Origin of the sequence: Micromonospora sp. RL09-050-HVF-A (genome assembly GCF_019374995.1) — a bacterium.
Taxonomy (GTDB): Bacteria; Actinomycetota; Actinomycetes; order Mycobacteriales; family Micromonosporaceae; genus Micromonospora; species Micromonospora antibiotica.
In genome coordinates this window covers 2160568-2183265 of sequence record NZ_JAGKQP010000002.1, presented here as the reverse complement: position 1 = coordinate 2183265, position 22698 = coordinate 2160568, and the positions used below count along the sequence as shown (strand labels likewise).

General features: G+C 74.0%; 2 protein-coding genes. Both read left to right on the top strand.

The window, feature by feature from the left end; all coding sequences use genetic code 11:
• Position 1 precedes the first annotated feature (1 nt).
• Positions 2 to 12550, top strand: a complete 12549-nt coding sequence (locus J7462_RS09385) for a non-ribosomal peptide synthetase (protein WP_219463559.1) — start codon at positions 2 to 4, stop codon at positions 12548 to 12550.
• Complete coding sequence (locus J7462_RS09380; RefSeq protein ID WP_219463558.1) at positions 12547 to 22659, top strand: non-ribosomal peptide synthetase; 10113 nt, start codon at positions 12547 to 12549, stop codon at positions 22657 to 22659. The genes J7462_RS09385 and J7462_RS09380 overlap by 4 nt, the downstream gene beginning before the upstream one ends.
• Positions 22660 to 22698 lie beyond the last annotated feature (39 nt).

Here is a 22698-nt window from a genome sequence, read left to right as displayed (position 1 = left end):
CGTGACTCGTCGGGGGACCATCGAAGACATCCTGCCGCTGTCACCCCTGCAGGGTGGCCTGCTCTTCCACAGCGTCTTCGACGAGACGACGCCGGACATCTACACCGTGCAGTCCACCTTCCACCTGGCCGGGACGCTCGATGAGGAGCGGGCCCGGGCGGCCGCGGACGCGCTGGTGCGGCGGCACGCCAATCTGCGGGCGGCGTTCCGGCATCGGGGCAACGGGGACTGGGCGCAGCTCATCGCGGCGCGGGTGACGGTGCCGTTCACCGTCCTGGACCTGGCCGGGTCGGGCGCGGACGCCGAGGAGCAGGCCCGGCAGGCCGTTCTCGCGGACCGGGCCACCCGGTTCGACATCAGTCGGCCGCCGCTGATCCGGTTCCTGCTGATCCGGCTCGGCGAGCGGGACCACCGCCTGGTGCTGACCATTCACCACACGGTTCTGGACGGCTGGTCGTTCCCGACGCTGCTCAAGGAGTTCCACGCCCTCTACCTCGCCGGCGGCGACGCGAGCATGCTGCCCCCGGTCGCGCCGTACCGGGACTACCTGGCCTGGCTCTCCGCCCAGGACCAGGACGCGGCCCGCGCCGCCTGGGACGAGACGCTCGCCGGGCTGGACGCGCCCACCCGGGTGATCACGGTGCCGGCTGACCGCGCCCCGCAGGATCCCGGCCGCACCGAGTTCGGGCTGACTGCCGAGCGCACCCGGGCGGTCACCGCGCTGGCCCGGTCCTCCGGCGTCACCGTCAACACGGTCGTCCAGGCGGCCTGGTCGCTGGTGCTGGCCGGGCTCACCGGCCGCGACGACGTCGTTTTCGGGGTCACCGTCAACGGCCGTCCGGCTGAGCTGCCCGGCGTCGAGTCGATGGTCGGCCTGTTCATCAACACCCTTCCGCTGCGGGTACGCCTCGATCCCGGCCAGACCGTCGGCGACCTGCTCGCCCGGGTGCAGGACCAGCAGCTGCGCCTGGTCGCGAACCAGCACATCGGCCTGGGCGAGATCCAGCGGCGGGCCGGGCTGGGCGCGCTCTTCGACACCTCGGTGGTGTTCGAGAACTTCCCGTTCGACGACGCCCCGGCCCCCGCGCCGGACAACGACGAGCTGCGCGTCGTCGGTGCCCGCAGCCACTCGGCCAACCACTTCCCACTCAGCCTGGTCGGCATGCCGCAGGACTGTCTGCGGTTCAAGCTGTTCCACCAGCCGGACCTGTTCGACGACGCGGCCGTCGCGGCGATCGTCGACCGGTTCCGGTGGGTGCTCGACGCGCTCGTCGAGCACCCGGACCGGCCGATCGGCCGGATCAGCCTGCTCACGCCGGCCGAGCGGGAGTTCGCCCTAGCGAACGACACCGCCCGCGAGGTCGCTCCGGCCAGCCTGCCGCAGCTCTTCGACGAGCAGGTCCGCCGGACCCCGGACGCGCCGGCCGTGCTAGCCGGCGGCCGGACCCTGACCTACCGTCAGCTGGACGCCCGGGCCAGCCACCTCGCCCGGGAACTGGCCTCCCGCGGGGTGGGCCCGGGCCGGCTGGTCGCGGTGCTGCTGCCCCGCTCGGTCGAGCTGGTGGTGGCGCTGCTCGCGGTGACCAAGGCCGGCGGGGCCTATGCGCCGATCGACCCGGACTATCCGGCCGACCGGATCGCGGTGATCCTGGGCGACGCCGACCCGGTTCTCGCGGTCACCACGGCCGGGACCGCCCTGCCGGAGGGCCTGCGGACTGTCACCTTGGGGGAGCATGAGTCCGAGCCGTTCACCGTGCGGGTCCGACCGCACGACCCGGTCTACGTCATCTTCACCTCCGGTTCCACCGGCCGCCCGAAGGGCGTCGTGGTCGAGCACCGCTCGGTCGGCGCCTACCTGAGCCGGGCCCGGGTGGTCTACCCGGACGCGGCCGGCATCGCGCTGGCGCACTCCTCGGTCGCCTTCGACCTGACCGTCACCGGGCTGTGGTCCCCGCTGGTCTCCGGTGGTCAGGTGCACGTCGCCGAGCTGCCGGACGCGGTCGACGGGCCCCGGCCGACCTTCCTCAAGGGCACCCCGAGCCACCTGCCGCTGCTCGACACCATGTCGGAGACGGTCAGCCCGAGCGGCACGCTCATCCTCGGCGGTGAGGCGCTGCGCGGTGAGGCCCTGCGCGCCTGGCGGGCCGCTCACCCCGAGGTTCAGATCATCAACGCGTACGGCCCGACCGAGGCGACCGTGAACTGCCTGGAGCACCGCATCCCGGCCGGTGAGCCGCTCCCGGACGGCCCGGTGCCGATCGGCACCCCGTTCTGGAACACCCGGGCGTACGTGCTGGACTCGGCCCTGCGCCCGGTCGCCGACGGGGTCACCGGGGAGCTCTACGTGGCCGGCGTCGTGCTGGCCCGTGGTTACCTCGGCCGCCCCGGCCTGACCGCGGAACGGTTCCCGGCCGATCCGTTCGGCCCGCCCGGCGCCCGGATGTACCGTACCGGCGATGTGGTCCGCCGCCGGGTCGGCGGCGCGCTGGAGTACGTCGGCCGCGCCGACGACCAGGTCAAGATCCGTGGTTTTCGGATCGAGCTCGGCGAGATCGCCGCCACTGCGGCCGCCCACCCGGCGGTGACCCGCGCCGTCGCCGTGGTCCGCGAGGAGTCCGGCGACCGGCGCCTGGTCCTCTACGTCGTCGGCACCGACCCGGCGATCCCCGCGCTGCGCGAGCACCTCGCCGCCGCCCTGCCCGAGTACATGGTGCCGGCCGCGATCGTGCCGCTGGCCGACCTGCCGCTCAACGCGCACGGCAAGGTAGACCGCGCGGCCCTGCCGGCGCCGGACTGGGCGGACGGCGCCGCGGCTGCCCGCGGCCCTCGCGACCCCCGCGAGGAGCTGCTGTGCGACCTGTTCGCGGCGGTCCTGGGCCGGCCGTCGGTCGGCGTCGACGAGGACTTCTTCGCCGTCGGCGGGCACTCCCTGCTCGCCATCCGCCTGGTCAGCCGGGTCCGGGCCGCCCTGGGCGCGGAGCTGTCCGTACGGCAGCTCTTCCAGAATCCGACGGTGGCCAAGCTGGCCCGGTCCCTGCGCTCGGCCGGCACCGCCCGCCTGCCGCTGACCGCGGGCCCGCGCCCGGAGCGGCTCCCGCTCTCCTTCGCCCAGCAGCGCCTGTGGTTCCTGCACCGCCTGGAGGGTCCCAGCCCGGTCTACAACCTCGGCTCGGCGCTGGAGCTGACCGGCCCGATCGACGTCGCCGCGCTGCGTGCCGCCTACGGGGACGTGCTGGCACGGCACGAGAGCCTGCGGACCGTCTTCGCCGAGGACGCCGAGGGCGCGTACCAGATCATCGTGGACGAGCCGGAGTTCGACCTGCCGGTCGTCGACTACTCCGAGGCGGCCCTGCCGCAGCGGCTCGCCGAGTGCTCCCGGTACGCCTTCGACCTGTCGCGGGAGAACCCGCTGAAGCTGTGGCTGTTCCGCCTGGACGCCGACCGGCACGTGCTGTTCGTACTGCTGCACCACATCGCCGGGGACGGCTGGTCCACGCCGCTGCTCTCCCGTGACCTGACCCGTGCCTACACCGCCCGGGCCGGTGGAACCCCTCCCACCTGGACGCCGCTGCCGGTCCAGTACGCCGACTTCGCCCTCTGGCAGCGTGAGCTGCTCGGCTCCGAGGACGACCCGGACTCGCCGGTGGTCCGCCAGCTCGGTTACTGGACGAGTCACCTGACCGGGCTGCCGGAGGAGTTGCCGCTGCCGGTCGACCGTCCCCGGCCCGCGGTCGCCTCCTACCGGGGTGGCACGGTGCCCCTGCATGTCCCGGCCGGGGTGCACCGCGCGCTGCGTGAGCTGGCCCGCGACCAGCAGGTGACCGTCTTCATGGCGATACAGGCGGCCCTGGCCGTGCTGTTGTCCCGCCTCGGTTCCGGCCACGACATCCCGATCGGCGTCCCGGTCGCCGGCCGACCGGACGACTCCCTTGAGGAGCTCGTCGGCCTCTTCGTCAACACGCTGGTGCTGCGGACCGACGTGTCCGGCGACCCGACCTTCACCGAGCTGCTGGCCCGGGTCCGGGAGACCGACCTGGCCGCCTTCGCCCACCAGGACGTGCCGTTCGAGCGGCTCGTCGAGGTGCTCAACCCGGTCCGGTCCCGTTCCCGGTCGCCGCTGTTCCAGGTGCTGCTCTCGTTCAACAACAACGATCAGGGCGGTAGGACCGAGGCGCTCGCCTCCCTCGGCGACCTGCGCATCCGCAGCCACGGCGTGGACGGCGGCGTGGCCAAGTTCGACCTCGCAGTCAACCTGGCCGAGCAGCCCGGCGCCGACGGGCTGACCGGCATCATCGAGTTCTCCGCCGACCTGTTCGACCGGGCCACCGTGGAACAGCTCGCCGACCGGTTCGCCGCCCTGCTCGCGCAGTTCGCCGCCGACCCGGCGTTGCGGGCCGGCGCCGCCGACGTGCTGACCGCCGTCGAGCGCCGGCTGCTGCTCGACGACTGGAACGACACCGGCGCCGAGCTGACCGGCGGCTCCCTGCTCGACCGCATCGACCGGTTCGCCGCCGACCAGCCGGACGCGATCGCCGTCGAGTGCGCCGGTGTGCGGCTGACCTACGCCGAGCTGGACGCCCGCGCCGACGCCCTCGCCGGCCGTCTCGCCGCCCGTGGCGCGGCGCCGGAGACGTTCGTCGCGGTGGCCCTGCCGCGCTCCGCCGACCTGGTCGTGGCGCTGCTCGCGGTGCAGCGCACCGGGGCCGCGTACCTGCCGATCGACACCGAGTACCCGGCCGAGCGGATCCGGTTGATGCTCGCCGACGCCGCGCCGGTCGCCCTGCTAACGTCCACTGCCCTGCTGCTCGGCCTGCCGGCGACCCCGGCGGCGCCGGTCCTGCTGGACGTCGCCGAGCCGGCCCGGGAGTTCAGCCGCCGGATGGTCCCGGACAGCACGGCCGCCTACGTCATCTACACCTCCGGCTCCACCGGGGTGCCCAAGGGCGTGGTCGTCTCCCGGGGCGCGCTGGACAACTTCCTGCTCGCCATGCGCGACCGGCTCGGCCTGACCGAGGGCGACCGGCTGCTGGCGGTGACCACGGTCGGCTTCGACATCGCCGGCCTGGAGCTTTACCTGCCGCTGTTCGCCGGCGCGACAGTGGTGGTCGCGGAACGGGACACGGTGCGCGACCCGGCCGCCCTGCGCGACCTGCTGGCCGGTGACCGGATCACCGCCATGCAGGCCACCCCGACGCTGTGGCAGGTGCTTACCGCCGAGCAGCCGGAGGTCCTCGGCGGCGTGGACGTCCTGGTCGGTGGCGAGGCGCTGCCGCCGGCCCTGGCGGCCACCCTGGCCGGGCACGCCGCCTCGGTCACCAACGTGTACGGCCCGACCGAGACCACCGTGTGGTCGACCGCCGCGGCGGTCACCGGCGCGCCGCCGACCATCGGCGCCCCGATCGCCAACACCCGCGTCTACGTGCTGGACGACGCGCTGCGACCGGTGCCGGTGGGCGTGGCCGGCGAACTGTACATCGCCGGCTTCGGCGTGGCCCGCGGCTACCTGCGGCGGGCCGGGCTGACCGCGCAGCGGTTCGTCGCCGATCCGTACGGCGAGCCGGGCGAGCGGATGTACCGCACCGGCGACCTGGTCCGCTGGACCGCCGCCGGCGAGCTGGAGTTCTTCACCCGCGTGGACAGCCAGGTGAAGCTGCGCGGCTTCCGGATCGAGCTGGGCGAGATCGAAGCCGTCCTGGCCGGGCACCCGGACGTGACCGCCGCGGTCGCCGCGGTGCGGCCCGACTCGCGCGGCGAGAGCCGCCTGATCGGTTACGCCGTGACCCGTGGCGCGGTGGATGTCGGCGTCCTGCGCAAACATCTGGCCACCGCGGTGCCGGACTACATGGTGCCGTCGGTGTTCGTCCTGCTCGACGAGCTGCCGCTGACCGCCAACGGCAAGATCGACCGGGCTGCGCTGCCGGAGCCGGCCGAGGTCGTGACCGACGCGGCCGGCCGGATGCCGCGCTCGCCGCAGGAGGACATCCTCTGCGGGCTGTTCGCCGAGATCCTGAACCGCCCGCAGGTCTTCATCGACGAGGACTTCTTCGCCTCCGGCGGCCACTCGCTGGCCGCGATGCGCCTGCTCAGCCGGGTCCGGGCGGTCTTCGACCAGGACATCCCGATCAGCGCGCTGTTCGAGACGCCGACCGTGGCCGGGCTGGCCGCGCTGCTCACCACGAACGGCACCGCCCGGCCCCCGCTGATCGCCGGCGACCGGCCGCGGCGGCTGCCGGTCTCCTACGCCCAGCAGCGGCTCTGGTTCCTCAATCAATTGGAGGGACCGAGCGCCACCTACAACGTGCCGGCCGCGCTGAGGCTCACCGGCGACCTCGACGACGCCGTGCTGGCCGCGGCCCTCGGCGACGTGGTGGCCCGGCACGAGACGCTGCGCACCCTCTTCGAGGAGGACACCGAGGGCGTCCACCAGCGGATCCTGCCCCCGGCCGAGTTCCGCCTGTCGTCGCGGACCGTGGCCCCGGACGACCTGGACGCGGCACTGACCCGCGCGGCCCGGGTCGGCTTCGACCTGGGCGCCGAGATCCCGCTGCGGGCCCACCTGTTCCGCGTCGCCGCCGACGAGCACGTGCTGCTGCTGGTCATGCACCACATCGCCGGTGACGGCGGGTGGTCGATGCCGTTGTTGATCAAGGACCTGACGGTCGCCTACACCGCCCGTACGGCCGGCGCCCCGCCCGCCTGGGCCGCCCTGCCGGTCCAGTACGCCGACTACACCCTGTGGCAGCGTGACGTGCTCGGGGAGGCCGAGGACACCGGCAGCGAGATGGCTCGGCAGCTCGACTACTGGCGAACCAAGCTGGCGGGGCTGCCCGAGGAACTGTCCCTGCCGGTGGACCGCGGCCGGCCGCTGACCGCCACCCACCGCGGCGCGACCGTCGCGTTCACCGTGCCCGCCGCTCTGCACGCCCGCCTCGACGACCTGGCCCGCGAGCACCGCACCAGCACGTTCATGGTGGTGCAGGCGGCGCTGGCGGTGCTGCTGTCCCGGCTCGGCGCGGGTGAGGACATTCCGCTCGGCACACCCACCGCGGGCCGCACCGACGCCGCGCTGGAAGGTCTGATCGGGTTCTTCGTCAACACCCTGGTCCTGCGTACGGACCTGTCCGGCGACCCGACGTTCGCCGAGGTAATCGCCCGGACCAGGGCCACCGCGCTGGACGCCTACAGCCACCAGGACGTGCCGTTCGAGCGGCTCGTCGAGGAGCTGAACCCGGGTCGGTCGATGGCCCGGCACCCGCTGTTCCAGACCATGATCACCTGGAACACCGCGCGGTCGCAGGCCGGCGCCGCCGACACCCTCAGCCTGCCCGGCCTGTCGGTCGGCCAGCTCGAGCTGGGCACCGACGTGGCGACGTTCGACCTGCTGCTCGCGATCCAGGACCGGCGCGGAGAACGCGGGGCGGCGGCCGGGCTCGCCGGGCGGCTGGAGTTCAGCACCGACATGTTCGACACCGCCACCGCCGCGCGGATCGCCGACCGTTTCGTCCGGGTACTCACCGCGGTCACCGCCGCGCCGGACCGGCCGGTGCACCGCATCGACATCGTCGACGACACCGAGCGGGCCGCCCTGGACCGGATCAACGACGCGACGACGGCGTCGCGCACCGACGCGTCGCTGGCCGAGCAGTTCAGCGCTCAGGTCGCCCGTACGCCGGAAGCCGTGGCGATCGTCGAGGACGGCCGGGAGCTCACCTACGCCGCACTGGACGCCGCCGCCGACCGGCTCGCCGCCGAGCTGGCCCGCCGTGGCGCCGCCCCCGAGGAGTTCGTCGCGGTGGCCCTGCCGCGCGGCGCTGACCTGGCGGTCGCGGTGGTCGCCGTCCTCAAGACCGGCGCGGCCTACGTTCCGTTCGACCTGGAGTATCCGGCCGAGCGGATCCAGGCGATGCTGGCCGACGCCCGCCCGGCGCTGGTGATCAGCACTGCGGCGATCCCCGGGACGCTGCTGCCGGCGGACACGCCGCGGCTCCTGCTCGACACGGCCACGCTGCCGGAGCGGAGCTTTGGTCCCGCGCCGGACATCCGGCCGGACCATCCCGCGTACGTCATCTTCAGCTCCGGATCCACCGGCCGCCCCAAGGGCATCGTGATGCCGGGGCGGGCGATGACCAACCTGATGGCCTGGCACGAACAGGCGATGCCGAGCCCCGACGGCGCGGTGGTCGCCCAGTTCACCGCGGTCAGCTTCGACGTCTCGGTGCAGGAGTTCCTCTCCGCGCTGCTGCACGGCCGTACCCTCGCGGTCTGCCCGGAGGACGTCCGCCAGGACCCGCGTGCGCTGGCGCGGTGGCTCGACCGGCACGGTGTCGCCGAGCTCTACGCGCCCAATCTGGTCGTCGACGGCCTTTTCGAGGAGCGCGGTGACGCCGGGCTGGGCCACCTGCGGCGCGTGGTCCAGGCCGGCGAGGCGCTCACCCTGCGCCGCGGGGTCCGCGACTTCTACGCCGCGCACCCCGGTCACCGGCTGCACAACCACTACGGTCCGGCGGAGACCCACGTGGTCACCGCGTGGACGTTGCCCGCCGACGTGGCGGAGTGGCCGGACAGCCCGCCGATCGGCGCCCCGATCAGCAACACCCGGGTCTACGTGCTCGACAGCGCGCTGCTGCCGGTGCCGCCCGGCGTCACCGGCGAGCTCTACATCGCCGGCGACAACCTGGCCCGCGGCTACCTGCGCCGGCCCGGCATGACGGCCGGGCGCTTCCTGCCCGACCCGTTTGGTGTGCCCGGCCGCCGGATGTACCGCTCCGGCGACCTCGCCCGCTGGCGCAACGGCGTCCTGGAGTACGTCAGCCGCGCCGACGACCAGGTCAAACTGCGCGGCTACCGGATCGAGCTGGGCGAGATCGAGACCGTGCTCAGTCGGGCGCCCGGCGTCCTGCGGGCCGCCGTCGTGGTCCGCGAGGAGGGGCCCGGCGACAAGCGGCTGGTCGGCTACGTCGTACCGGAGCCGGGTTGGACCTTCGACGCGGACGCGCTGCGCCGTAACCTGGCCGCCTCGCTGCCGGACTTCATGCTCCCGTCGGCGCTGGTGCCGATGGACCGGCTGCCCCTGACCCACAACGGCAAACTCGACCGCCGGGCGCTGCCCGCGCCGCGCTACACCCGGGCGACCGAGGGCCGGGCGCCGCGTTCGCCGCGCGAGGAACTGCTCTGCGGGCTGTTCGCCGAGGTGCTGCGGGTGCCGGTGGTGAGCATCGACGACGACTTCTTCACCGTCGGTGGTCACTCGCTGCTCGCCACCCGGCTGACCAGCCGGATCCGCACGATGCTCGGCGTCGAGCTGTCGGTCCGGCAGGTGTTCGAGACGCCGACGGTGGCCGGTCTCAGCCGGGCGCTGGCCGGCGCCGCCGGAGCCCGGGCCGGGGTCACCCCGGCCGAGCGCCCGGAACGGCTGCCGCTCTCCTTCGCCCAGCAGCGTCTCTGGTTCCTGCACCAGATGGAAGGACCGAGCGCCACCTGGAACCTCACCACCGCGCTGCGGATCAGCGGCGCCCTGGACCCCGGCGCGCTGGCCACGGCGTTCGCCGACGTGGCGGGCCGGCACGAGAGCCTGCGCACCATCTTCGCCGAGGACGGCGACGGCGCCTACCAGGTGGTACGGCCGGAGTCGCGGCCCGGCCCGCGGGTGATCAGCTGCTCGCCGGACAAGCTGGAGCGTGCGGTGGCCGCCGAGGCCCGGCTCGGATTCGACCTGGCCACCGAGCCGCCCCTGCGTACGGTCCTGTTCGACCTCGGTGCCGACGAGTACGCCCTGGTGGTTGTGCTCCACCACATCGCCGGGGACGGCTGGTCGATGCCGGTGCTGATGCGTGACCTGGCCGTCGCGTACGCCGCCCGCAGCGCCGGCCGCGCGCCCGGCTGGGCGCCGCTGCCGGTGCAGTACGCCGACCACACCCTGTGGCAGCAGCGGGTCCTCGACGAGGGCGGCGAGTTGAGCCGCCAGCTCGGCCACTGGACCGGGGCGTTGGCCGGCCTGCCGGACGAGCTGACCCTGCCGGTCGACCGGTCCCGTCCGGTCACCGCCTCCTACCGCGGTGGCCAGGTGCCGCTGGAGATCCCGGCCGAGGCGCACCGGCGGCTGGCCGCGCTGGCCGCCCGTACGCAGGTCAGTGTCTTCATGGTGGTGCAGGCCGCGCTCGCGGTGCTGCTGCACCGGCTCGGCGCCGGCGACGACATCCCGATCGGCACACCGGTCGCCGGTCGCACCGACGACGCGGTCGAGGACCTCGTCGGCCTGTTCATCAACACGCTGGTGCTGCGGACCGACGTGTCCGGCGATCCGAGCTTCACCGAGCTGTTGGCCCGGGTCCGGGAGGCCGACCTGGCCGCCTTCGCCCACCAGGACGTGCCGTTCGAGCGGCTCGTCGAGGTGCTCAACCCGGCCCGGTCCACCGCCCGTCACCCGCTGTTCCAGACCCTGTTGATGTGGAACAACAACGAGAGCCTGGGCGACCGGGAACTGCCGCTCGGTGACCTGGTCGCCCGGGCGCTGCCCACCCCGGCGGTGACCACCAAGGTCGACCTGACCCTCAACCTGGCCGAACGGCGGGCAGCGGACGGCTCCCCAGATGGGGTGACCGGCGCCCTGGAGTACGCCACCGACCTGTTCGACCGGTCCACCGCCGAACGGCTGGCCGACTGGCTCGGGCGCGTCGTCGAGGCGGTCGTGACGGACCCGGACGCCCCGGTGAGCCGATTCCCGCTCACCACCCCGGCCGAGGTCGCCGAGCTGGTCGTCGCCGGTACCGGCGAGCCTGCGGGGACGACCCCGGAGCTGCTCGACAGGTTCGCGGCGGCGGTCGCGCGTACGCCGGACGCGGTCGCCGTGGACGCCGGAGGCGTCTTCGTCACCTACGCCGAGCTGGACCGCCGGGCCGCCGCGATCGCCGCCGCCCTGGCCGCCCGGGGCGTGACCCCCGGATCGACCGTGGCGGTGGCCCTGCCGCGCGACGCCGACCTGGTCGCCGCCCTGCTGGCGGTGCTGCGCCGGGGCGCCCAGTACCTGCCGGTCGACCGGGACTTCCCGGCCGAGCGGGTGGCCTGGATGCTCACCGACGCCGCCCCGTCGGTGCTGGTGACCGACACCGCCGTGGACGCCGGTGTGCCGGTGCTGCTGATCGGCGACGTCACCGGGCCCGACCGGATCCCGGACGAGACGGTGCCGGGCATGGCGCCGGCCTACACGATCTACACCTCCGGCTCGACCGGCCGGCCCAAGGGCGTGGTCGTCCCGCGCGCCGCCATGGACAACTTCCTGGCCGCGATGGAGCAGCGGTGCGACCTCAGCGCCGGCGATCGCCTGGTCGCGGTCACCACGGTCGGGTTCGACATCTCGGTGCTGGAGATCTTCCTGCCGCTGACCGTCGGCGCGACGGTGGTGCTGGCCGCACGCGACGTCGTCGGAGACCCGGCGCGGCTGGCCGCGCTCGTGCACGCCCACCGCTCCGCCGTCGGTGACCTGCTGATGCAGGCCACGCCGAGCCTGTGGCAGGCGCTGCTCGACGAGGACCCGGCGGCGATCGACGGGCTGCGCGTCCTGGTCGGCGGGGAGGCCCTGCCGCCGGCGCTGGCCACCGCTCTGACCGCGCGGGCCGCGCAGGTCCTCAACATGTACGGACCCACCGAGACCACGGTCTGGTCGACCGCATCCGTGGTCGACGGCAGCCCGCACATCGGCGGACCGGTCCGCGCCACCACACTGCACGTGCTCGACCCGGGGCTGCGCCGGACCCCGGCCGGTGTGCCCGGCGAGCTCTGGATCGGGGGTGCCGGGCTGGCCCTCGGCTACCACGGCCGTCCGGCGCTGACCGCGGAACGGTTCGTCGCCGATCCATTCGGCGGGCCCGGCGAGCGGATGTACCGCACCGGTGACCTGGTCCGCTGGCGGCCTGACGGCCGTCTCGACTACCTCGGCCGGGTCGACGCGCAGGTCAAGCTGCGCGGCTTCCGGATCGAGCTCGGCGAGATCGAGACGGTGCTCCAGCAGCACCCCGGGGTGGCCCGCGCGGTGGTCATCGTCCGCGAGGACCAGCCCGGGGACCGGCGGCTGGCCGGATACGTCGTCGCCGAGCCCGGCTTCGCCCTGGACTCGGCGGAGCTGCGCCGGCACGCCGGGCAGACACTGCCCGACTACATGATGCCGCGGGTGATCGTGACGATGGACGCCGTTCCGCTCACCCCGAACGGCAAGGTGGACCGCCGGGCGCTCCCGGCACCCCGGTACGACACCGGACCGACCGGACGGCCGCCGCGCGACCCGCGCGAGGAGAACCTCTGTTGCGTCTTCGCCGACGTGCTCGGACTACCCCGGGTCTCGATCGACGACGACTTCTTCGAGTTCGGCGGTCACTCGGTGCTGGCCATGAAGGCCATCGCCCGCATCCGGACCGTCCTCGGCGCCGACCTGACCGTCCGCACCCTCTTCGAATGCCCGACCGTCGCCGACCTCGCCGGCCGCCTCGCCGCGGCCGGCGACTCCCCGGCCGCGGCCCCGGCCCGCCCGGCCCTGCGCAGGAGGACCACCCGATGATCCCGTTGTCATACGCCCAGCAGCGGCTCTGGTTTCTCCACGAGCTCGAGGGCCCGACCGCCACCTGGAACATCGCCACCGCACTGCGGATCACCGGCCGACTCGACGGGCCGGCCCTGCACGCCGCACTGCATGACCTGGTGCTGCGGCACGAGAGCCTGCGCACGGTCTTCGACGGGGAGCAGCAGATCATCCTCGGAGCGGATCACCGGCCCGGCCTGGAGACGGTTCGGGTGACTCCCGCGGAGCTGCCGGCGCGGCTGGCGGAGGCCCAGCGCCACGCCTTCGACCTGCGGGACGTGCCGCAACTGCGGGCCAGCCTCTTCGACCTCGGCGGCGACGAGCACGTCCTCCTGTTGCTGGTGCACCACATCGTCGCGGACGGCTGGTCCCGCTCGCTGCTGGTGCGCGACCTGATGACGGCGTACGCCGCCCGGGCCGAGGGACGTGCGCCGGAGCAGCCGGAACTACCGGTGCAGTACGCCGACTACGCGCTCTGGCAGCGTGAGCTGCTCGGCGAGGAGACGGACCCGGCCAGTCTGGCCGCCCGTCAGCTCACCCACTGGACGAGCACTCTGGCCGGGCTGCCGGAGGAGCTCCAACTCCCGGTCGACCGGCCGCGTCCGCCGGTGGCCGGGCACCGGGGTCACTCCGTGCCGTTCACCGTCCCGGCCGAGGTGCGTGCCGGCCTAACCGCGCTGGCCAAGCGGCAGCGCACCACCGTCTTCGCGGTGGTGCAGGCGGCCCTGGCTACCCTGCTGCATCGGCTGGGAGCCGGCGACGACCTGCCGATCGGCACGCCGGTCGCCGGTCGCCCTGACGAGGCGTTGCACGAGCTGGTCGGGCTCTTCGTCAACACGCTGGTGCTGCGCAACGACCTCAGCGGCGACCCTGCCGTCGAGGAGCTGGTCGGTCGTACCGCCGAGCTGGTGATGACCGCACAGGATCACCAGGACCTGCCGTTCGAGCGGCTGGTCGAGGCGCTCAACCCAGCCCGATCCCGGTCCCGCAACCCACTTTTCCAGACCCTGCTGACCTGGAACACGCTGGACGAGCGGGCCGCCCGGGAAAGCGTCGCCGCGCTGCGCGGGCTGACCGTGCGGGTGGAGCCGGCCGAGGCCGGCACGGCCCGGTTCGACCTGTCGGTAAGTGTGGAGGAGCAACCCGGCGGGGCCGGTCTCTGCGGCTCGCTCACCGCGTCGGCCGACCTGTTCGACGAAGGCACCGCCGAGCGGCTCGCGACCCGCCTCACCCGGGTGCTGACCGCGTTCGCCACCACGCCGGACATCCGGGTGTCCGCGGTCGACGTGCTGCTCGACGACGAGCGGGCCGACTTCGGGGGCAACCGCGCCGACGAGCCCGCGGCATCCCTTGCCGCCGCCTTCGACCGGTGGCTGGCCGCCGCGCCGGACGTGGTCGCGGTGGAGTGCGGTCCGATCCGGCTCAGCTATCGCGAGCTGGACGAGCGGGCCGGCCTGCTCGCCGCCGAACTGGCCGGCCGCGGCGCCGGCCCCGACCGGTTCGTCGCGGTGGCGCTGCCCCGCTCGGTCGACCTGCTGGTGGCGCTGCTGGCGGTGCTCCGCTGCGGCGCCGCCTACCTGCCGGTCGACATCGAGTACCCGGCCGACCGGGTCGCCTACCTGATCGAGGACTGCGCGCCGGTGCTGGCCATCACCGACACGGCCACCTCGGCGCTGCTGCCGAGCGACGCCGAACGGCTGTTGCTGGACACGTTCGCCCCGGGTGAGACGTCACTGCCGGCGCTTCCAGTGCCGGGAACCGCGGCGGCGTACACCATCTACACCTCCGGTTCCACCGGCCGCCCCAAGGGCGTCGTCATCCCCCGGTCCGCGTTCGACAACTTCCTGGCCGCCATGCGCGAGCGGATCGGCCTCGACCCCGGCGAGCGTCTGCTGGCCGTCACCACCGTCGGCTTCGACATCGCCGGCCTGGAACTGTTCCTGCCCCTGACAACCGGCGCGACCGTGGTGATCGCGCCGCGGGAGACGGTCCGGGACACCGCCCGCATAGCCGCCCTGCTGCGCACCGCGTCGGTCATGCAGGCCACGCCCACGCTGTGGCGGGCGCTGGTGAGCGACGAGCCCGACGCGGTGGCCGGCGTCCGGGTCCTAGTCGGCGGCGAACCGCTGCCACCCGACTTGATCGAGGCGTTCGGCCCGGCCGCGGCGGTACACAACATGTACGGCCCGACCGAGACCACCGTCTGGTCGACGGTCGGCGACGTCACCGCCGGCCGTGCCGTGCGAATCGGAACGGCGATCCGGAACACCGACGTGCTCGTACTCGACGCCGGCCTGCGCCCGGTGCCGACCGGTGTCCCCGGCGAGCTGTACCTCGGTGGTGACGGGCTGGCCCGCGGCTACCACGGCCGCGCCGGGCTCACCGCCGGGCGGTTCGTCGCCTGCCCGTACGGCCGGCCCGGCGAGCGGATGTACCGCACCGGGGACCTGGTCCGCCGTACGCCGGAAGGATTGGAGTTCTTGTCCCGGGTCGACGACCAGGTCAAAATCCGCGGATTCCGGATCGAGCTCGGCGAGATCGAAGCCGTGCTCGCGGCCGCGCCGGGGGTGCGCCGGGCCGCAGTCGCGGTCCGGGCCGACGCCGGTGGTGAGCCCCGCCTGGTCGCCTACGTCAACGACCCGTCGACCGACCTGGCGGCGGTGCGCGGGCACCTGACCGGGCTCCTGCCCGACTACATGGTGCCCTCGGCGTTCGTCACCGTGCCGGAGTTCCCCCGGACCCCGAACGGCAAGCTCGACCGGAAGGCCCTGCCGGCCCCCGTGTTCGCGAACGCGAGCCCCGCCCGGGCCGCGCGTACTCCGCAGGAGGAGATCCTCTGCGGGCTCTTCGCCGAAGTGCTGCGTCGCCCGTCGGTGGGCGTGGACGACGACTTCTTCGGCTCGGGCGGGCATTCCCTGATGGCCATGAGCCTGATGGGCCGCATCCGGACGGTGTTCGGCATCGATCTGCCGATCAGCGTCCTGTTCGAGGCGCCCACCGTCGCCGGGATCTCGGCGGCGATGGAACGGGCTGGGCGTGGGAGGCGATCCCTCACCGCGGTACCCCGGCCCGAGCGCCTGCCACTCTCCTTCGCCCAGCAACGGCTGTGGATCCTGCACCAGATGGAAGGGCCGAACCCCGCGTACCACGTGCCGGCCGCGCTCCGGCTCATCGGTGACGTCGACCCGGCCGTTCTGGCCGACGCGTTGGCCGACGTCGTCGCTCGGCACGAGGTGCTGCGGACCGTCTTCGCCGAGGACGGTGACGGTGCGTACCAAGTGGTGCGGCCGGATGCCCGGCCGGTGCTGACCGTGGTCGACGGGGACGATCTGGCGTCCGCGATCCGGCGGCCGTTCGACCTGTCGGCCGAGATCCCGATCCGGGCCTGGCTGTTCGAGCCCGGTGGCAACGAGCGCATCCTGCTGGTGGTCGCGCACCACATCGCCGCCGACGGCGGCTGGTCCATCCCGCTGCTGATGGGCGAGCTCACTGAGGCGTACGCCGCCCGCACCGCCGGCGGGGTGCCGGACTGGGCGCCCCTGCCGGTGCAGTACGCCGACTACACCCTCTGGCAGCGCGCGGAGCTCGGCGACGAGTCCGACCCGGACAGTGCGCTGGCCCGTCAGATCGCCTACTGGACCGAGGCGCTGGCCGGGCTGCCGGACGAGCTGACCCTGCCGGCCGACCGGTCCCGCCCGGTGACCGCCAGCTACCGCGGGGGCCAGGTGCCGCTGGAGATCCCGGCCGCAGCCCACCAGCGGATCGTCGAACTCGCGGCGCAGGCCCGGGTCAGCGTCTTCATGGTGGTGCAGGCCGCGCTCGCGGTGCTGCTGCACCGGCTCGGCGCCGGCGACGACGTCCCGATCGGCACGCCGGTCGCCGGGCGTACCGACGACGTGCTGGACCGGCTGGTCGGCTTCTTCGTCAACACCCTGGTGCTGCGGACCGACCTGTCCGGCGATCCGAGCTTCACCGAGCTGCTGGGCCGGGTGCGGGAGACCGACCTGGCCGCCTTCGCCCACCAGGACGTGCCGTTCGAGCGGCTCGTCGAGGTGCTCAACCCGCCCCGCTCGATGGTCCGGCATCCGCTGTTCCAGACCATGCTCGCGCTCAACACCGTCGATCAGGTGGAGAAGATGGGCGGCGTACGGGAGCTGCCCGGCCTGACCGTCGCCGCGGAGCCGGTCGCCACCGGCTCGGTCATGGTCGACCTGCGATTCTCGCTGGCCGAGAAGCCCCGTCCGGCCGGGCACACCCCGGCCGGCCTGGCCGGTCACCTGGAGTACAGCACCGACCTGTTCGACACGGCCACGGCCACCCGCCTGGCCGACTGGTTCGTCCGGGTGCTCACGGCGGTCACCGCCGCCCCGGACCGCCCGGTGAGCCGGTTCGCGCTCGCCACCCCCACCGAAGAGCGCGCACTCACCCGGGCCGGGGAGCACTTGCCGGTGCCCCCGGACGGGCTGGCGGACTGGGCGGCGAGCACCGCGGCGGCCGTGCCGGACGCCGTCGCCGTGGATGGTGACGGCGGCCCGCTGACCTACGCCGAGCTCGACGCCCGGTCCGACCGGCTCGCCGCGCTGCTGGTGGCGCGCGGGGTGACGACCGAGTCGTTCGTCGCGGTCACGTTGCCCCGCACTGCCGTCCTCGCGGTCGCGCTCCTGGCGATCGTGAAGGCCGGCGCCGCGTACGTGCCGATCGACCCGGCGTATCCGGCCGACCGGATCGACTACATGCTCACCGACGCGGCCCCGGCGCTGCTGCTCACCACCCACGGCACCGACCCGGACGCCGGCACCGCGGTCGGCCGGCTGTTCCTGGACGAGATCGACCTGGCCCAGGGACAATCCGAGCCGGTACGGGTCGCCGCCCCGGCCACCGCGGCCGGCTACATGATCTACACCTCGGGATCGACCGGCCGTCCCAAGGGCGTGGTGGTGACCCGCGGTGGTTTCCAGAACACCCTCGTCGCCGTGCGGAGCCGGTTCGGCCTCACCCACGGCGACCGCCTGCTGGCCGTCACCACGATCGGCTTCGACATCGCCAGCCTCGAGTTCTTCCTGCCGATGATCACCGGCGCGACGCTGGTGATCGCCCCGGTGGACGTGGTCCGCGACCAGATCGCCCTGGGCGCCCGGATGCGAGCCGAGCGGGCTCGTGCCGGCACCCTGATGGTGCAGGCCACGCCCAGCCTGTTCCGGGCCCTGGCCGAACAGGACCCGGAGGCGTTCGCCGGTCTGCGCCTGCTGGTCGGTGGCGAAGCCCTGGCGATCGACCTGGCCGCCACCGTGATGGCCACCGCGGAGTCGCTGTCGAACGGCTACGGCCCGACCGAGGCCGCCATCTATTCGACGATGGCCTGGGTCGACGGGGAGACCGTGCCGGACATCGGCCCGGCGGTCGCCAACACCACCGCGTACGTGCTCGACGCGGGCCTGCGCCCGGTCCCGGCCGGAGTGCCCGGCGAACTCTACGTCGGCGGCGCCGGCGTGGCCCGCGGCTACCACGGCCGGCCCGGCCTGACCACGCAACGCTTCGTCGCCGACCCGTTCGCCGGGCCGGGACAGCGGATGTACCGCACCGGCGACCTGGTCCGCCGGCGTGCCGACGGCGCCTTGGACTACCTGGGCCGGGTCGACGACCAGGTGAAGCTGCGCGGCTTCCGGATCGAGCTCGGCGAGATCGAGACCGTGCTGGCCGGCCACCCCGAGGTGGCGCGGGCGGTCGTGCTGATCCGCGAGGACCGGCCCGGGGACCGGCGGCTCGTCGCCTACCTGGCCGCCGAGCCCGGGATCGACCTGGCCGCGGTCCGCGCGCACGCCGCCCTGGCCCTGCCCGACTACATGTTCCCGTCGATGCTCGTGCCGCTGCCGAAGATCCCGCTCACCCCCAACGGCAAGGTCGACAAGCGTGGACTGCCGGTGCCGGAGTACCGGCTCGACGACGCCGGCCGCGAGCCGCGCACCCCGCGGGAGGAGATCCTCTGCGGCCTCTTCGCCGAGCTGCTGCACCGGCCGGTGGTCCACCTGGACGACGACTTCTTCGGCTGCGGCGGCCACTCCCTGCTGGCCACCACGCTGGTCAGCCGGATCCGCGGCGTGCTCGGCGCGGAGGTGGGCATCCGCGACCTCTTCGATCACCCGACGCCGGCCCGGCTCGGCGCCAGGCTGGACGGCGCCGGGCGGAGCCGCACCCCGCTGGTCGCCGGAGCGCGTCCGGCCCGGGTGCCGCTCTCCTACGCCCAGCAGCGGCTGTGGTTCCTGCACGAGCTGGACGGGCCGAACCCGACGTACAACATCCCGACCGCTTTGCGGCTGACCGGCGCGCTCGACGTGGACGCCCTGCGGGACGCGCTGGCCGACGTGGTCGCCCGCCACGAGGCGCTGCGCACCGTGGTCGCGACCGACGACGACGGCGCGTACCAGGTGGTTCTGCCGGAAGCCCGGCCGGAGCTGACCGTGGTCGCCGGCGACGACCTGTCCGAGGCCGCCCGGTACGCCTTCGACCTGTCCGCCGAGATCCCGATCCGGGCCTGGCTCTTCGAGCCCGGCGGGGACGAGCACGTGGTGCTGCTGGTGCTGCACCACATCGCGGCCGACGGCTGGTCGCTGCCGGTGCTGGGCCGGGACCTGATGGCCGCCTACGACGCCCGGCGTAGCGGCTCGGCGCCGGACTGGGCGCCGCTGCGGGTCCAGTACGCCGACTACACCCTGTGGCAGCGCGCCCTGCTCGGCTCCGAGGACGACCCGGACAGCCTGATCAGCGCGCAACTCGCGTATTGGCAGGACGCCCTGGCCGGGCTGCCCGACGAGGTGGCGCTGCCCGGCCGCCGGCCCCGACCGGCCCAGCCGACCAACCGTGGGGAGACCGTCCGGTTCGAGCTCGGCGCCGACGTGCACGCCGGCCTGGCCGCGTTCGCCGCCGCCCGGCACGCCACTCCGTTCATGGTGGTGCAGGCCGCGCTCGCGGTGCTGCTGCACCGGCTCGGCGCCGGCGACGACGTCCCGATCGGCACGCCGGTCGCCGGGCGTACCGACGACGCGCTGGACCGGCTGGTCGGCTTCTTCGTCAACACCCTGGTGCTGCGCACCGACCTGTCCGGTGAACCCACTTTCGCCGAGGTGGTCCGCCGGGTCCGGGAGAGCGACCTGGCCGCCTTCGAACACCAGGAGCTGCCGTTCGAGCGACTGGTCGAGGTGGTCAACCCGGCCCGGTCGATGGCCCGGCACCCGCTGTTCCAGGTGGAGCTGCTCTGGCAGGACCAGAGCCTGGGCGTACGCGCGGTGTCCGAGGCCGGTGGCGTACGGCTGGCCGAGGAGCGGCCGGAGACCGGCATGACCCGGATGGACCTCTCGTTCGCCCTGTACGCCCGCCGGGACGAAGCCGGCGCACCGGCCGGGGTCTCCGGTCGCCTGCTCTTCGGCGTGGACGCGTTCGACCGGGACACCGCCGAGCGCCTAACCGTCCGGCTCACCGAGCTGCTCGCGACCGTCCTGCAGAGCCCGGACCAGCCGGTGGCCGAGCTGAGCCTCGGCGCCGTGCCGGCCGGTTTCGGCGTCGGCGCGGTGTTCCCGGACGACGGCGCGGGCCTGGCCGACCGGTTCGCCGCCGTGGTGGCGAGCACCCCGGACGCGGTCGCGGTGCTGGATGGCGACGTCCCGGTCACCTACCGGGAGCTGGACGCTTGGGCGACCCGGCTGGCCCGGCGGCTGCTGGCCGAGGGCGCCGGCCCGGAGCGGTACGTGGCGGTGGCCCTGCCCCGCTCCGCTGACCTGGCCGTGGCCCTGGTCGCGGTCCTCAAGTGCGGCGCTGCGTACCTGCCGGTCGATCTGGCCCTGCCGGCCGGGCGGATCGCGCTGATGCTCGCCGACACGGCCCCGGCCGTGCTGGTCTGCGCGGGCGGCTTCGACTGGGACGGCCCGGTCGTCGACGTGACCGCGCCCGGCGGCGCGCCGGAACCGGACGTCTGGCCGGTCGCCGGTCCACTGCATCCGGCCTACGTCATCTACACCTCCGGTTCCACCGGCCGCCCCAAGGGCGTGGTGATGACCCAGCTGGCGATGCGCAGCCTGCTCGCCTGGCACGAGCGCGCGTTGCCGGCCACCGGCACCCGCCGGATCGCCCAGTTCTCCGCGGTCGGGTTCGACGTCTCGGTGCAGGAGTTGCTGGGCGCCCTGCTGCACGGCTACACCCTGGTCCCGTGCCCGGCCGACATCCGCAGCGACCCGCCACGGCTGGCCGCCTGGCTCGCCGCCACCGGGATCGAGCACCTGCTGGCGCCGAACCTCGTGATCGACGCCGTCCTCGATGCGGCCGGTCAGGAGGGGATCCGGCTGCCCGCACTGACCGCGGTCGCCCAGGCCGGGGAGGCGCTGACACTGCGCCCGCACGTACGCCGGTTCTTCGCCGACCACCCGCACGCCCGACTGCACAACCATTACGGGCCGGCCGAGACCCACGTGGTCACCGCCACCACCCTGCCCGCCGCGGTGGCCGGCTGGCCGGAGACGGCCGGGATCGGCCGTGCCGTCGACAACGCCCACCTGCGGCTGCTCGACGAGCGGCTGCGCCCGGTCGCGCCCGGTGTTCCCGGCGAGCTCTACATCGCCGGTGCCGGCCTGGCCCGGGGCTACCACGCCCATCCGGGGCTGACCGCCCAGCGTTTCGTCGCTGACCCGTCCGGTACGCCGGGGGAGCGGATGTACCGGACCGGTGACCTGGCGATGTGGACCGGTGGCGGTGATCTGGTCTTCCTCGGCCGGGCCGACGATCAGGTCAAGATCCGCGGCTTCCGGGTGGAGCTGGGCGAGGTGGAGCAGGCCCTCACCGAGCAGGCCGGGGTGAGCCGGGCCGCGGTGCTGGTCCGCGAGGACGTGCCTGGTGACCGGCGGATCGTCGCCTACGTGGTGGGTGACGAGCCGGATTCGGTCGCCCTGTGTGCTGCGCTGGCCCGGCGGCTGCCGGACTACATGATCCCGTCCGCCGTCGTGCCGCTGGCCGCGCTGCCGCTGACCGGCACCGGCAAACTGGACCGGCGTGCGTTGCCGGCCCCGGTTCACACCGCCCGGGTCGGCCGGGCGCCGCGAACCCCGCAGGAGGAGCTGCTCTGCGGCCTGTTCGCCGAGGTGCTCAGGGTGCCGGCGGTCGGCGTGGACGACGATTTCTTCGCCGTCGGCGGACATTCGATGCTCGCGGCCGGCCTGGTGGCCCGGATCCGGGCGGTACTCGGCGCCGAGATCGGCGTCCGGACGCTGTTCGAGGCGCCGACCCCGGCCGCTCTGGCCGCGCGGCTCGGCTCCGGCGACGCCGGTGGGCCGGCGTTCGGGCCGCTGCTGCCGCTGCGGGCCCGGGGCGGCGAGCCACCGCTATTCTGCGTGCATCCGGCTTCCGGGGCCGGCTGGTGTTACGCCGGGCTGCTCAGCCACCTCAGTCCGGAGCAGCCGGTCTACGCCCTGCAGGCCGAGGGCCTCACCGGCGACGACCGGCCGGACACCCTGCGGGAGATGGCCGAACGCTACGTGCGGCTGATCCGCGAGGTGCGGCCGGAGGGCCCGTACCGGCTGCTGGGCTGGTCCTTCGGCGGCCACGTGGCGCAGGCCGTCGCGGTGCTGCTGGAACGCTCGGGCGCCGAGGTCGACCTGCTGGCCGTGGTGGACGCGCACCCGCAACCACCGGGCGCCGTGCCGCCGACCCGGCAGCAGGTGATTGCCGACCAGATGCGCGCGACCGGGTTCACCCACGAGGGCGACGACGTGCCGGTCGACGCCTACCTGACCTTCCTGCGCGGCGAGAACCCGTCGATCGCCGATCTTCCGGACGATCAGCTGCTGCGGATGATCGAGACCTTCGTCGGCAACGTGCTGATCATGCGGGCGCACCAGCCCGATCCGTACGGCGGAGATCTGCTCTTCGTCGCCTCGGCGCCGGGCGGCAAGGTCCGCGAGGACGCGTCATCGTGGGCGGCCCACATCGGTGGCCAGATCACCGAGCATCCCGTCGACGCCACGCACGAGCAGCTGTTCACCACGCCTGCGGCGGTCAGCGAGATCGGCCGTGTGCTGGCCAAACGCCTCGGCGCGACGGCATAGGAAACGGATAGACCACTGCCGGAGAGTCGAACTCGTCGT